The organism is Pseudomonas amygdali (assembly GCF_002699855.1).
GTDB classification, from domain to species: Bacteria; Pseudomonadota; Gammaproteobacteria; order Pseudomonadales; family Pseudomonadaceae; genus Aquipseudomonas; species Aquipseudomonas amygdali.
In genome coordinates, this window is record NZ_LKBW01000055.1 from 1 (window position 1) to 12,525 (window position 12,525).

Genomic DNA, 12,525 nt, shown 5'->3' on the forward strand with positions numbered 1-12,525 from the left:
GCTGCGAGTTTTGCCTGCACTGTATATTTACCCATGACGCCTCCAAAGGTTGCGTCCAACCTTCGGGGGTCATACCAGAGCGTGAGGAACGATAGTTCTGCGACTATTGCGTGCGGCGCATCACAGCATCAGCGGTGCGCGCTCGCATAGTCTGTTCAGCTCTTTCGCCCAGTTGGGGTCGTCGTTCAGGCACGGCACCAGCACCAGTTCCTCTCCCCCCGCTTCCTTGAACTGCTCGGCACCACGGTCGCCGATCTCTTCCAGGGTCTCGATGCAGTCAGCCACAAATGCCGGGCACATGACCAGCAGCCTTTTCACGCCCTGCGCAGCCAGTTCGTCGAGACGCGCCTCGGTGTAGGGTTCGATCCACTTGGCACGCCCCAGACGTGACTGAAACGACACAGACCATTTGCCGTCAGGAATGCCTATGCGCTTGGCGAATGCCGCCGCCGATTGTATGCACTGGGCGCGGTAGCAGGTGGCAAGTACTTCGGCCGGCGCGGTCATGCAGCAATCGTCCTTGAGGCAGTGCTTGCCGGTCGGGTCGAGCTTGTGCAGATGCCGCTCGGGCAAACCATGGAAACTCAACAACAAGTGGTCGTAAGGTTGTTCCAGATGCGGCCTCACGCTCTCCACCAGCGCACTCAGGTATTCAGGCTGATCGTAGAACTGCTGCAAAACCGAGAACTGCATCTTCAACGATTTGGCGCGCACCACGCGCTTGGCCTCTTCGATCACAGTGGTCACTGTGCTGTCGGCAAACTGTGGATAGAGCGGCGCCAGAGTGACTTTCTTGAAGCCCTGCTCTGACAGGCGCGTCAGCACCGTTTCGATAGACGGCTCGCCATAGCGCATCGCCAGCTCGACCGGCCCGTGCGACCACTCTTTTTTCATCGCCTGCTGCAGGCGCTTGCTCAGCACCACCAGCGGCGAACCTTCATCCCACCAGATGGACGCATAGGCATGCGCGGACTGCTCTGGTCGTTTGATCAGAATCAGCGAGACCAGCAGCCTGCGAACGGGCCACGGCAGGTCGATCACATAAGGATCCATCAGGAACTGGTTCAGGTAGCTGCGCACATCTGCCACTTGAGTAGAAGCAGGCGAACCCAGATTGACCAGCAACAAAGCGTGATCGGTCATGCAACATCCTATTTCAAAGCGTTCAGTGGCGACCCAGCAAATCTTGCAGGGCAGTGTCGAGTTCGGTGTACTTGAATGTGAAACCGGCTTTCTGCAAACGCTCTGGCCGGGCACGCTGACCACCGAGCAGCAGCACCGAAAGTTCGCCCAGCAATACTTTCAGGGCCAGCGCAGGCATAGGCATGAATGCCGGTCTATGCAGAATACCTGCCAGTGCCTTGGCAAACTGACGATTGCGCACCGGTGATGGCGCACAAACATTATAAGGACCCTTTGCTTCATTCAGATTCAACAGAAAATCAATCGCCGCAATTTGATCGTCAATATGAACCCAGGGCATCCACTGCCTGCCATTGCCAATAGGTCCGCCCATGCCGAATTTGAAGGGCGGTAACAGGCGTTGCAGGAAGCCGGCGCGGTCCGACAGCACCAGCCCGGTACGGATCAGCACCACGCGCACACCCAGCGACTCGGCACGTTGCGCGGTTTCCTCCCAGGCGTTGCACAGCTGACTGGCAAAATCTTCTTTGGCAGGCAGTGAAGTTTCATCGATTTCACGCTCGCCGCTGTCGCCGCACCAGCCGACCGCAGAACCGGAAATCATCAGCGCAGGTTTTTGCGAGCGGGTGCCCAGCCAGGTCAGCAGTTGTTCGGTCAGCCCGATGCGGCTGTCCCACAGCAGCAGGCGACGCTTGCGGGTCCAGGGGCGATCCGCAATAGGCGCGCCCGCCAGATTGACGATTGCATCCACCGGCTGCGCACCCAGCTCATCAAGGCTGGCAATGCCACGCACCGAGGCGCCGCATAGCTCGGCGACATCGGCGGGTTTTCGGCTCCATACCGTCAGTTCATGGCCCTGAGCAGACCAGAAACGGCAGAGCGCTCGTCCTATCAAACCAGTACCACCGGTCAGCAATATGTGCATGGCAGATAACCTCGCGTGGCGTACGTGACAATTGAGTAGTCTTATTTTTACCAGTGACGATCTCCGTGACGCTTGTCCGGAAAACGAAACTGTCAGTTGAACCATAGGCCACAGCTTAATGGAGCGCAGCCATGAGGCCCTTGCCTTTATGGCTGCCCCGTTCGACCCTCAAAGCAGCAATGTGACTCAACAGGCAAATTCCAAAACCACTGCAAGTTATACCAAAGAAGAAGATTGTACAGGTTTTAACTACGGCGTAGTCTGTACAGACAAGGTAACGAGGCCCCTATGACTGTCCCTATCGCAATCATCGGTACCGGTATCGCCGGACTCTCAGCAGCCCAGGCGCTTACATCAGCCGGGCATCAGGTGCACCTTTTCGACAAAAGCCGCGGCAGCGGCGGTCGAATGTCCAGCAAGCGCAGCGACGCAGGTTCGCTGGACATGGGCGCACAATATTTCACCGCTCGTGACCGGCGTTTCGCCACCGCCGTGAAGCAATGGCAGGCTCAAGGGCACGTCGCCGAGTGGACCCCCTTGCTCTACAACTTTCACGGCGGCAGGCTCAGCCCATCGCCGGATGAGCAGGTGCGCTGGGTGGGCGAGCCAGGCATGAGCGCCATCACCCGGGCCATGCGCGGCGACTTGCCAGTGTCATTCTCGTGCCGCATCACCGATGTGTTTCGCGGAGAGCAGCACTGGAACCTGCTGGATGCCGAAGGCGAAAACCACGGCCCTTTCAGCCATGTGATCATCGCCACCCCGGCCCCGCAGGCCACTGCTCTGCTGGCTGCCGCACCGAAGCTGGCAAGTGTCGTGGCAGGCGTCAAGATGGACCCGACCTGGGCAGTGGCCCTGGCCTTCGAAACACCCTTGCAAACGCCCATGCAGGGTTGCTTCGTGCAGGACAGCCCGCTTGACTGGCTGGCGCGCAACCGCAGCAAACCGGGGCGCGACGACACGCTCGATAGCTGGGTCCTGCACGCCACCAGCCAATGGAGCCGGCAGAACCTCGACGCCTCCAGAGAACAGGTTATCGAACACTTGCACGGCGCATTTGCGGAATTGATCGACTGCGCCATGCCCGCGCCGGTATTCAGCCTGGCGCACCGCTGGCTGTATGCACGACCTGCCGGCTCTCATGAATGGGGCGCGCTGTCGGATGCCGACCTGGGCATTTATGTCTGTGGCGACTGGTGCCTGTCGGGGCGCGTCGAAGGCGCCTGGCTGAGTGGCCAGGAAGCGGCACGCCGACTGCTGGAACACCTGCAATGAATCAGATCAACCCTCGCAAACTGCTGCTGTCGAAATGGACCGCAGCCACCCCGCTCAACCGGGAAAAACATTTTCTGGTGACTGAGCTGTTCAAGGATGAAGAAGGCACTGTGCTGGAAATCGAACTGCAGGCCGTGCTGACCCAGCGCAGCGAACGACTGCCGTGGCAGGTGCTGCAGCAGGCCGATACATGGCGGATGGGCTGGAAGTAGCGGGTTTGCCCGGATTCAGATGATTGTCGTGCCGATGCTCCGCGTCGGCATGCAGTTCGTGACGCTCTGCGTCACAGGANGGATGCGTGCGAACGCAGCTTTGGCACTTGCCAGTTCAGAGCAGTCTTCAAAACCCTCTACAAAGAATTTGACTTGTACACCTATCCCCCTATGATGAAGACAAGTTGTACAGCGCGAACTATCTGTACAAGTCTTCTGTAGAGGTGACCGATGCCAATGTCCGCAATCGAAAAACCCAAGCTCGGCATCAGTGCCTGCCTGATGGGTGCCGAGGTTCGTTTCAATGGCGGCCACAAGGAGTCCCATCTGTGCACGCGGGCACTGAGCAAGTATTTTGATTTCGTCCAGGCGTGCCCCGAGGTCGCTATCGGCATGGGCATCCCGCGCGAGCCGATCAGGCTGGTGGGCGACGCGGAAAACCCCAAGGCACTGGGCACCGTCAATCGTGAGCTGGACGTTACCGAGGCGCTCGCCAATTACGGCATACAGATGGCCGAGGAGCTGGGTGATATCTGTGGTTACATTTTCATGCAGAAATCCCCGTCCTGCGGCCTGGAGCGAGTCAAGGTCTACCGCGAAAACGGCGCCCCGGTAGACGGTGGCGGTCGTGGTATCTACGCGCAGGCCTTTTGCGAGCGCCACCCCAACCTTCCGGTCGAGGAAGACGGGCGTCTGAATGACGCTGTGCTGCGGGAAAATTTCGTGACCCGCGTGTTTGCCTATGCCGCCTGGCAACAATTGTTGAAAGACGGCGTCACCCGGCGTGCACTGACCGAATTTCACTCGCGCTACAAATACCAGCTGATGGCCAATGACCCGGTGCAATACAAGGCACTGGGCAAAATGCTTGGCAGCATGGGCCGCACCGACCCGAACGAAATCGCACCGCTGTATTTCAGCGAGCTGATGGCGGCGCTGAAGAAGTGCGCAACGCGTCGCACTCATACCAACGTCCTGCAACACCTGTGCGGCTACTTGAAACAAACCATCAGTGCCGAGGACAAGCAGGAAATTCAGGAAGTGATCAGCCAGTATCACCAGGGCATCGTCCCCCTGATCGTACCGCTGACCCTGCTCAAGCATCACTTTCGCCAACATCCGGATCCGTATGTAGCGCTGCAGGTGTACATGCAGCCCCACCCGGAAAACCTCAGCCTGCGCAATGCGATTTGACTCATGAATGAAACAGACACAGAGGTGCCGGGCGACTGGCTGCCTATCCGCGAGGTCGCACGGCAGACAGGCGTCAACGCCGTTACCTTGCGCGCCTGGGAACGCCGTTACGGACTGATCGTTCCGCACCGCACCGCCAAAGGCCATCGGCTGTATTCGGACGAGCATGTGCAGCGCGTCATGAAGATTCTGACTTGGCTCAACCGTGGCGTCTCCGTGAGCCAGGTCAAAGGCCTGATCGATGACAACCGTCAGGACGCCCTGCCGCCGACCAACGACTGGGACGCCTTGCGTCAGACCCTGCTGGTGGCGATCGGCGAGTTGGCTGAACGCCGGGTTGATGACGTGTTCAATCAGGCGATGTCGCTGTACCCGCCACGCACATTGTGCGAACAGCTGCTGTTGCCGCTGCTTGCCGAACTGGAGCAGCGCTGGCAAGGCAAGTTCGGCGCACAGCTGGAGCGCACTTTTTTCTACTCTTGGCTACGCAGCAAGTTTGGCGCGCGGATCTATCACAACAATCGCCAGCTCAATGGCAGCCCGTTGCTGCTAGTCAATCAGTCCGATCTGCCGCTGGAACCACACCTGTGGCTCGCGGCCTGGCTGGTGAGCAGTGCCGACTGCCCGGTCGAGGTGTTCGACTGGCCATTGCCGGTCGGTGAGCTGGCGCTGGCCGCGGAATACCTTAAGCCACGTGGCATATTGCTGTACTCCAGCAAAGCCCTGAATGTGGCCCAACTACCCCGCTTGCTGGCCAATATCACCTGCCCCGTGGTGCTGAGCGGACCAACGGTGCAGATCCATAACGCCGAGCTGCTCGTACAGGCTAGCGAGATAGCTGGACTGACCCTTGCCCACGACGCACTCGGCGCGCAGATAGAGCTGGGCAAGCTCGGACTTATCTAAGGACTTCTCATGCAACTGATCTGGCTGCGTAGCGACCTGCGCGTTCACGATAATACTGCCTTGACCGCTGCCATGGAGCGCGGTCCGACGCTGGCGGTTTACCTGCTCAGCCCGGCACAGTGGCGCAGCCACGACGACGCTGACTGCAAGGTGGATTTCTGGCTGCGCAATCTGGTCGAGCTGGAAAAGGCGCTGGGCGCGCTGAACGTACCGCTGTTGATTCGCGAAGCCGATACCTGGGATCAGGCACCTGAAGTACTGTCGACACTGTGCACGCAGTTCAAGGTCGAAGGCCTGCACCTCAATCAGGAATACGGCATCAACGAAACACGCCGTGATCAGGCGGTGCAAAAGGCGCTGGAAAAAGCCGGTGTGCAGGTCACCAGTTACCTTGATCAGCTGTTGTTCAAGCCGGGCAGCATACTGACCAAGACCGGCAATTATTTCCAGGTGTTCGCTCAGTTCAAGAAAGTCTGCTACAACCGGATGCACCAGGCCATGCCGCAGCCGGTGCGCACACCCAAAGCGCAGCAATCACCGTCGATCAAGAGCGACTCGATCCCTGATCAGGTCGAGGGCTTTGCCACGCCCTCGAAAGCATTACGTGACCTGTGGCCAGCAGGCGAGGCCGAAGCCAGGCGGCGCATGGCGACCTTCGCCGACGCGCAAATCAGTTACTACAAGACCGAACGCGACTTTCCCGCCAAACCCGGCACCAGTCAGCTGTCAGCGTATCTGGCGGCAGGGGTGATTTCGCCGCGCCAGTGCCTGCATGCGGCGCTGGGCAGCAACCAGGGGGAATTCGAGACCGGCGACGTTGGCACTGTGACCTGGATCAACGAGCTATTATGGCGAGAGTTTTATAAACACACGCTGGTCGGCTACCCTCGTGTATCACGGCATCGTGCCTTCCGCCCGGAAACCGAGGCGTTGAAGTGGCGCGATGCCCCCGAAGAACTGCTGGCGTGGCAAGAGGCGCGTACAGGTCTGCCGATTATTGACGCAGCGATGCGCCAGTTGCTGGAAACCGGATGGATGCACAATCGGCTAAGGATGGTCGTTGCGATGTTCCTCACCAAAAACCTGTTGATCGACTGGCGCGAGGGCGAGCGCTTTTTCATGCGCCACCTGATCGACGGCGACCTGGCTGCCAACAACGGCGGCTGGCAGTGGAGCTCGTCCACCGGCACAGACTCGGCGCCCTACTTCCGTATTTTCAACCCTTTGTCGCAGTCGGAACGCTTCGACCCCGAAGGCCTGTTCATCAAGCGCTGGCTGCCGGAACTGGCGGATCTGAATAAAAAGCAGATTCATGACCCCGCGTCCATCGGCGGCCTGTTTGATGCTGCCGACTACCCGAAACCTATCGTCGATCTGAGCAAAAGCCGCGCCCGCGCCCTGGCAGCGTTCAAAGCGCTTCCGGCCCGCCAACCCGCTGCGGGAATCGAACATGACTGATTTCCTGCATCGCTTCGCCGAAGGTTTTGCCGCGCTGAACAAGGACAACCTTGATCAGATCGCCGAGCTGTACAGCGACGACGTGTCGTTCAGCGACCCGATGCATGACATCCACGGCCTCGCCGCCATGCGACGTTATTTCGACGAGCTGTATGCCAACGTTCAGGATCTGCACTTCGACTTTCATGCCTTCGATGAAGTGCGCCCCGGCGAGGGCTATCTGGGCTGGACCATGAGCTATTCGCACCCGCGTCTGGCTGGGGGCCGGACGATTCGTGTCGAAGGCTGTTCGCACCTGAAGTGGCACGACAAGGTTTATCGACACCGGGATTACTTCGATGCCGGTGCATTGCTCTACGAACATCTGCCCATCATGGGTCGAGTCATCCATTGGCTGAAGAAGAGGTTGGGATGAGCACTCCTGTTGCACGACGCATCTGGTTGACCGGAGCTAGCAGCGGCATTGGTCTGGCGCTGGCCAAAGAACTGCTCAACGCCGGACATCGGCTGGCGTTGACCGCCCGTACGCTTGAACCGCTGCAGAACCTGGCGACTGTTTACCCGACCCAGGTGCTGCTGGTGACAGGCGACATCACCGAGCCTGCGCAGGTCAAGGCCATGGCCGACCTGATCGCGCAGCAATGGGGCGCGCTGGACACCGCCATCTTCAACGCGGGTACCTGTGAATACATCGACGTGCGGCAGTTCGAAGCGGCAATGGTCGAGCGCGTGGTGCGCACCAACCTGCTGGCCAGCAGTTATTGCATCGAGCAAGCACTGCCGCTGCTACGCAAGGGGCATCAGCCGCATCTGGTCGGCGTGGCCAGTGCGGTGACCTACCTGGCGCTACCTCGCGCAGAAGCCTATGGCGCCTCGAAAGCCGGCCTGCGTTATCTGTTCGAAGCGCTGCGTCTGGACCTGGCCAGCGAGAACATCGACGTGACCGTGGTCAGCCCAGGATTCGTCGACACGCCCCTGACGCAGAAAAATGATTTCCCCATGCCGATGCGCTGGCCTGTCGAGAAGGCCGCCAAACATATCGCCAGCAAACTGGGGCGCAACAAACGCCCACTGGATATCGCGTTCCCGGCGCTGTTCATTTTCAGCATGCGCGCGCTGGCAATGCTCCCGGCACGCGCCAGACTGGCCCTCGGCAAACGTATGGCGCGGACCGGGTCGTCGAATAAGGATGCGCAATGAAAATCGCCGTCATTGGTAGCGGGATCGCTGGCCTGACCAGTGCCTACCTGCTCAACCGTGCGCATGAGGTGACAGTGTTTGAGTCCTCCGACTGGGTCGGCGGGCACACCCATACGGTGGACGTGCAGGTCGAAGGCCGGGCTTACGCCATTGACACCGGTTTCATTGTCTTCAACGACTGGACCTACCCCAATTTCATTCGCCTGCTGAGTCAGCTGGGTGTTGGCTTCAAGCCCGCCGAAATGAGCTTTTCGGTGCATGATCCGCGCACTGGCGTGGAATATAACGGCAACAACCTTAACAGTCTGTTCGCCCAACGCAGCAACCTGCTGTCGCCCAGGTTCTGGGGCATGCTGCGCGATATCCTGCGTTTCAATCGTCAATCGGTCGATGACCTGGAAAACCAGCGTATTTCGGCCGACACCACGTTGGGCGAGTACCTGAAGAGCGGCGGCTACGGGCAGCGCTTCATCGATCATTACATCGTGCCCATGGGCGCAGCCATCTGGTCGATGTCGCTGGCCGACATGCTCGGCTTTCCCCTGCAGTTCTTCGTGCGCTTTTTCAAGAATCACGGCCTGCTCTCGGTCACCCATCGGCCGCAATGGTGCGTGATCGAAGGTGGCTCCAGAAGTTATGTCGAACCGTTGACGGCGTCGTTCCGCGAGCGGATTCGTCTGTCATGCCCGGTCACACGGGTCGAGCGCGACAGTGACGGTGTGACGCTGCACAGCGCCATGCGCAGCGAACGCTTCGACAAAGTCGTGTTTGCCTGCCACAGCGATCAGGCCCTGGCCCTGCTGGCAAAACCCTCAAGTGCCGAGCAGTCGGTGCTCGGCGCACTGCGCTATGCCGAAAACGACGTGGTGCTGCACACCGATACACGACTGCTGCCCGAGCGCAAACTGGCCTGGGCCAGCTGGAACTACAGGCTCGGCGGCAGCGAACAGCAATCGGCAGCCGTCACTTATGACATGAACATCCTGCAAGGGATCGACAGCGACACAACCTTTTGCGTCAGCCTCAACCAGACCGCTGCCATCGACCCGACAAAAATCCTCGGCCGCTACCGTTACGCGCACCCGCAATACAGCCTTGATGCAATCGCCGCGCAGGCGCGCTGGGAAGAAATCAATGGCGTCGACCACACTTGGTACTGCGGCGCGTACTGGGCCAACGGCTTTCACGAAGACGGCGTGGTCAGCGGCTTGCGTGTCGCCCAGGCGTTTGGTGAAACGCTGTGAACAGCGCGCTCTACAGTGGCTGGATCAGCCACCGGCGATTTGCGCCGCGTGCCCATGAGTTCACCTATCGGATAGGCCTGCTTTATCTGGATCTGGATGAACAGTACAGCGTGCTGGGGCTTTCGCCACTGGCTGGCAGCAAGCGTTTCGCGCCCTTCTCGTTCCGCGAACGTGACTACCTGCCAGCGCTGACCGGGCAAGGCATGAGCCTCATAGAGGCGGTCCGCGAGCAGGTTGGCAAAGCGCTGGGCCGCGTACCATCAGGTCGTGTCTGCCTGCTGACCCAGGCACGCAGCTGGGGCTTGTCGTTCAATCCGGTAAGCTTTTTCTACTGCCATGAGGCAGACGGCACACTGGCAGGCATTCTCTGTGAAGTCACCAACACACCGTGGGGCGAACGCTACAGCTATGTGCTGCCCGCGACAGGTGAAGGACATCAGTATTTCGCGGTGGCAAAGGCCTTTCACGTTTCACCGTTTTTGCCGCGCGACCTTGAATACCGTATGAGCTTCAGCCAGCCCGCCGAGCGGATTGGTGTGCACATGGCTGACTGGCAAGGCGAACTGAAAATGTTCGACGCCACGCTCAACCTGACCCGCCAGAACCTCAGCCGCCAGACGCTGCATCGTTACCTGATCGCTTACCCGTGGATGACCGCCAAAACCTGTCTGGCGATTTACTGGCAGGCGATGCGTCTGCTGGTCAAGCGCATACCCATTTTTTCTCATCAGGCCGCCGACGGCGAGTACCGTGCTGCCGCCGCGCAAACCAAGGACTCACGCCATGAAAAGCAGTAGCAGTAGTTTTTCTGCCAATCTGGGCACCAATGGTCTGACGGCCAATATCCTGCGCCGAGGTGTGTTACGGCAATTAGCAGGACTGCGCAACGGCCAGTTGGTGGTTATCGAACGGGGTGAGCGCCATGTGTTCGGCAAGAACAACGCGCTGATTCAGGCTGAAATCCACATTCTTGATTCGGCAGCATGGGGCATGGTTGCCAGCAACGGCTCCATCGGCGCTGGCGAGGCGTTTATTCACGGCTACTGGACTACCCCGGACCTGACGGCAGTGGTGCGGGTATTTGTCAGCAATCTGGATGTGCTGGATGCAATGGAAGGCGGCGTGGCTCGCCTGACCCGTCCGTTCATTCATGCCCTGCACTGGCTAAATCGCAATACACGCGAAGGCTCGCAGAAAAACATCGCGGCCCACTACGACCTGGGCAACACGCTGTTCGAGCAATTTCTCGACCCGACGATGATGTATTCCGCCGCACAGTTCCTCAGCGAAGACGACACGCTGGAACAGGCGCAGTTGAATAAACTGGAACGCATCTGTCAGAAGCTGGCCCTGAAACCTGAAGATCACCTGCTGGAAATCGGCACAGGCTGGGGCAGCATGGCTATTTATGCTGCGCAGCATTACGGCTGCCGGGTGACCACCACGACCCTGTCCAGAGAACAGTTCGCCTACACCGAGCAGCGCCTGATCGAACTGGGCCTGCAGGATCGCGTGACGCTGCTGCTGACCGACTACCGGGACCTGACCGGTGAATATGACAAGCTGGTGTCCATCGAGATGATCGAAGCGGTCGGCCATCGTTTTCTGCCGACGTACTTCAAGCAATGCGCGAACCTGCTCAAAAGCAACGGCATGATGCTGCTGCAGGCGATCACCATCCGCGAGCAGCGTTATGCTCAGGCCAAACGCAATGTGGACTTCATCCAGCGCTACATCTTCCCCGGTGGTGCTCTGCCCTCGGTGGCGAAGATGCTGGACATTGTCGGCAGCGATACCGACATGAACCTGCTGCACATGGAAGATTTCGGCCTGCACTACGCGCGCACGCTGCGCCTGTGGCACGACAACTTCAAACACGCGCACGGCAAACTGGCCGAACTGGGTTACGACGAACACTTCCTGCGCCTTTGGGAGTTCTATCTGTGCTACTGCGAAGGCGGCTTTCTGGAGCGGACCATTGGTACGGCGCAGTTGCTCCTGGCCAAACCCGATGCCCTGCGCGAACCCTTGCTTGGGCGCTTCAATGCTTAAATCAATCGCCAACGCGCTGCTCTTTCAGATCGGCTGGTTCGCCTGCGTATTGGGCGGTAACAGTTACTGGCTGCTGATTGCAGTCGGCGTGCTGGCGGTGCATTTTCTGTGGACCAGCTCATGGGCAGCGGAAGGCCGGCTGATCCTGACGGTTACGTTAATCGGTATCGTGCTCGACAGTGCCTTGATGACACTCGGTGTTTTCGACTTTGGCAGCGGCGGCTACCTGCTGCCGCTGTGGCTGGCGGTATTGTGGGCGGTGCTGGGCACGACGCTCAATCATTGCCTGGCGTGGACCGCAAAGCCGCTATGGCGCGCCGCCGTGCTGGGCGCTATTGGCGGCCCGATGTCGTACTATGCCGGCTCACAACTGGCTCAGGTCCACCTTCCCCTCGGAGTGTGGCCTGGCATGCTGGTACTGGGGCTGGTCTGGGCGGGGCTGTTTCCCTTGCTGCAATGGCTGGCAGCACGCGCAGCCAGACAATCGGGAGAAACGCTCTGAACGCTACGCTCATTCCGCTCGCAGACATTCACAGCGAAACGGAAGTCACCTGCTCGACCTGCGCAGCTTGCTGTTGCCAACTGGAAGTGATGCTCATCACCGACACGGGCGTGCCTGAGCGCTACATTGATACCGACGAGTGGGGTGGCGAGGTCATGCTGCGTCTGGACGACGGCTGGTGTGCAGCACTGGATCGCAACACCATGATGTGCACGATCTACGAGAAACGCCCGCTGATCTGCCGTGAGTTCGAAGCCGGAGCAGAAGACTGCCTGAACGAACGCAAAGGGATTGCGACGGCTTATCTGTAATAAATACTGCTGACTTGACGTTCATTATCGTTCCCACGCTCTGGTATGCCCCCCGAAGGTTGGACAATTATCCACTTACGCTGCCTTGGCGGCCTGCATCCTG

Annotated in this window: 14 protein-coding genes; 12 read left to right on the plus strand and 2 right to left on the minus strand. The window is 59.5% G+C overall.

The annotated features are described in order from the left end of the window. Positions 1-120: 120 nt before the first annotated feature. Together hemH and AO277_RS05995 are read right to left on the minus strand one after the other, a co-directional pair. Positions 121-1,143: a ferrochelatase gene (gene hemH / locus AO277_RS05990; protein ID WP_044319722.1), complete on the minus strand. Its 1,023-nt coding sequence runs from the start codon at positions 1,141-1,143 to the stop codon at positions 121-123. Between the two features lie 22 nt (positions 1,144-1,165). After that, entirely contained in the window at positions 1,166-2,068 is a 903-nt protein-coding gene (locus AO277_RS05995) for a TIGR01777 family oxidoreductase (RefSeq protein ID WP_044319721.1), read from the minus strand. Between the two features lie 288 nt (positions 2,069-2,356). Here AO277_RS05995 and AO277_RS06000 point away from each other — a divergent pair, with 288 nt between their 5' ends. From AO277_RS06000 to AO277_RS06055, 12 genes are all read left to right on the plus strand, one after another. Further along, positions 2,357-3,343 carry an NAD(P)/FAD-dependent oxidoreductase gene (locus AO277_RS06000; RefSeq protein ID WP_004660400.1) on the plus strand — a complete coding sequence of 329 codons (987 nt, stop codon included), beginning with the start codon at positions 2,357-2,359 and terminating at the stop codon, positions 3,341-3,343. Further along, on the plus strand, positions 3,340-3,555 hold the full coding sequence (locus tag AO277_RS06005) for a TIGR02450 family Trp-rich protein (protein WP_002552164.1): 216 nt from the start codon (positions 3,340-3,342) through the stop codon (positions 3,553-3,555). Before AO277_RS06000 ends, AO277_RS06005 begins: the two co-directional genes overlap by 4 nt. Positions 3,556-3,792: 237 nt before the next feature. Beyond that, entirely contained in the window at positions 3,793-4,749 is a 957-nt protein-coding gene (locus AO277_RS06010) for a YbgA family protein (RefSeq protein WP_004663916.1), read from the plus strand. Positions 4,750-4,752: 3 nt separating this feature from the next. After that, on the plus strand, positions 4,753-5,655 hold the full coding sequence (locus AO277_RS06015) for a MerR family transcriptional regulator (RefSeq protein ID WP_005733601.1): 903 nt from the start codon (positions 4,753-4,755) through the stop codon (positions 5,653-5,655). Between the two features lie 9 nt (positions 5,656-5,664). Continuing rightward, complete coding sequence (gene phrB / locus AO277_RS06020) at positions 5,665-7,113, plus strand: deoxyribodipyrimidine photo-lyase (protein ID WP_044319720.1); 1,449 nt, start codon at positions 5,665-5,667, stop codon at positions 7,111-7,113. Then, entirely contained in the window at positions 7,106-7,528 is a 423-nt protein-coding gene (locus AO277_RS06025; RefSeq protein WP_044319719.1) for a nuclear transport factor 2 family protein, read from the plus strand. Before phrB ends, AO277_RS06025 begins: the two co-directional genes overlap by 8 nt. Beyond that, positions 7,525-8,313, plus strand: coding sequence for an SDR family NAD(P)-dependent oxidoreductase (locus AO277_RS06030; RefSeq protein ID WP_002552159.1), 789 nt, complete (start codon positions 7,525-7,527; stop codon positions 8,311-8,313). The genes AO277_RS06025 and AO277_RS06030 overlap by 4 nt, the downstream gene beginning before the upstream one ends. Next, positions 8,310-9,557 (plus strand): NAD(P)/FAD-dependent oxidoreductase, encoded by a 1,248-nt coding sequence (locus AO277_RS06035; protein WP_044319718.1) that lies wholly within the window; start codon positions 8,310-8,312, stop codon positions 9,555-9,557. Before AO277_RS06030 ends, AO277_RS06035 begins: the two co-directional genes overlap by 4 nt. Then, positions 9,554-10,354: a DUF1365 domain-containing protein gene (locus tag AO277_RS06040; protein WP_044319717.1), complete on the plus strand. Its 801-nt coding sequence runs from the start codon at positions 9,554-9,556 to the stop codon at positions 10,352-10,354. Before AO277_RS06035 ends, AO277_RS06040 begins: the two co-directional genes overlap by 4 nt. Beyond that, entirely contained in the window at positions 10,341-11,609 is a 1,269-nt protein-coding gene (locus tag AO277_RS06045) for an SAM-dependent methyltransferase (protein WP_044319716.1), read from the plus strand. Before AO277_RS06040 ends, AO277_RS06045 begins: the two co-directional genes overlap by 14 nt. Beyond that, the gene (locus AO277_RS06050; protein ID WP_002552155.1) at positions 11,602-12,111 is read left to right on the plus strand and encodes a DUF2878 domain-containing protein; all 510 of its coding nucleotides are present in this window, start codon (positions 11,602-11,604) and stop codon (positions 12,109-12,111) included. Before AO277_RS06045 ends, AO277_RS06050 begins: the two co-directional genes overlap by 8 nt. Then, positions 12,066-12,422 carry a YkgJ family cysteine cluster protein gene (locus tag AO277_RS06055; protein ID WP_044294123.1) on the plus strand — a complete coding sequence of 119 codons (357 nt, stop codon included), beginning with the start codon at positions 12,066-12,068 and terminating at the stop codon, positions 12,420-12,422. Before AO277_RS06050 ends, AO277_RS06055 begins: the two co-directional genes overlap by 46 nt. Positions 12,423-12,525 lie beyond the last annotated feature (103 nt).

What these genes read in the sequence shown, in the direction of transcription:
- hemH (WP_044319722.1), bottom strand. Translation starts at nt 1,143, where the DNA reads ATGACCGATCACGCTTTGTTGCTGGTCAATCTGGGTTCGCCTGCTTCT.
- AO277_RS05995 (WP_044319721.1), bottom strand. Translation starts at nt 2,068, where the DNA reads ATGCACATATTGCTGACCGGTGGTACTGGTTTGATAGGACGAGCGCTC.
- AO277_RS06000 (WP_004660400.1), top strand. Translation starts at nt 2,357, where the DNA reads ATGACTGTCCCTATCGCAATCATCGGTACCGGTATCGCCGGACTCTCA.
- AO277_RS06005 (WP_002552164.1), top strand. Translation starts at nt 3,340, where the DNA reads ATGAATCAGATCAACCCTCGCAAACTGCTGCTGTCGAAATGGACCGCA.
- AO277_RS06010 (WP_004663916.1), top strand. Translation starts at nt 3,793, where the DNA reads ATGTCCGCAATCGAAAAACCCAAGCTCGGCATCAGTGCCTGCCTGATG.
- AO277_RS06015 (WP_005733601.1), top strand. Translation starts at nt 4,753, where the DNA reads ATGAATGAAACAGACACAGAGGTGCCGGGCGACTGGCTGCCTATCCGC.
- phrB (WP_044319720.1), top strand. Translation starts at nt 5,665, where the DNA reads ATGCAACTGATCTGGCTGCGTAGCGACCTGCGCGTTCACGATAATACT.
- AO277_RS06025 (WP_044319719.1), top strand. Translation starts at nt 7,106, where the DNA reads ATGACTGATTTCCTGCATCGCTTCGCCGAAGGTTTTGCCGCGCTGAAC.
- AO277_RS06030 (WP_002552159.1), top strand. Translation starts at nt 7,525, where the DNA reads ATGAGCACTCCTGTTGCACGACGCATCTGGTTGACCGGAGCTAGCAGC.
- AO277_RS06035 (WP_044319718.1), top strand. Translation starts at nt 8,310, where the DNA reads ATGAAAATCGCCGTCATTGGTAGCGGGATCGCTGGCCTGACCAGTGCC.
- AO277_RS06045 (WP_044319716.1), top strand. Translation starts at nt 10,341, where the DNA reads ATGAAAAGCAGTAGCAGTAGTTTTTCTGCCAATCTGGGCACCAATGGT.
- AO277_RS06050 (WP_002552155.1), top strand. Translation starts at nt 11,602, where the DNA reads ATGCTTAAATCAATCGCCAACGCGCTGCTCTTTCAGATCGGCTGGTTC.
- AO277_RS06055 (WP_044294123.1), top strand. Translation starts at nt 12,066, where the DNA reads ATGGCTGGCAGCACGCGCAGCCAGACAATCGGGAGAAACGCTCTGAAC.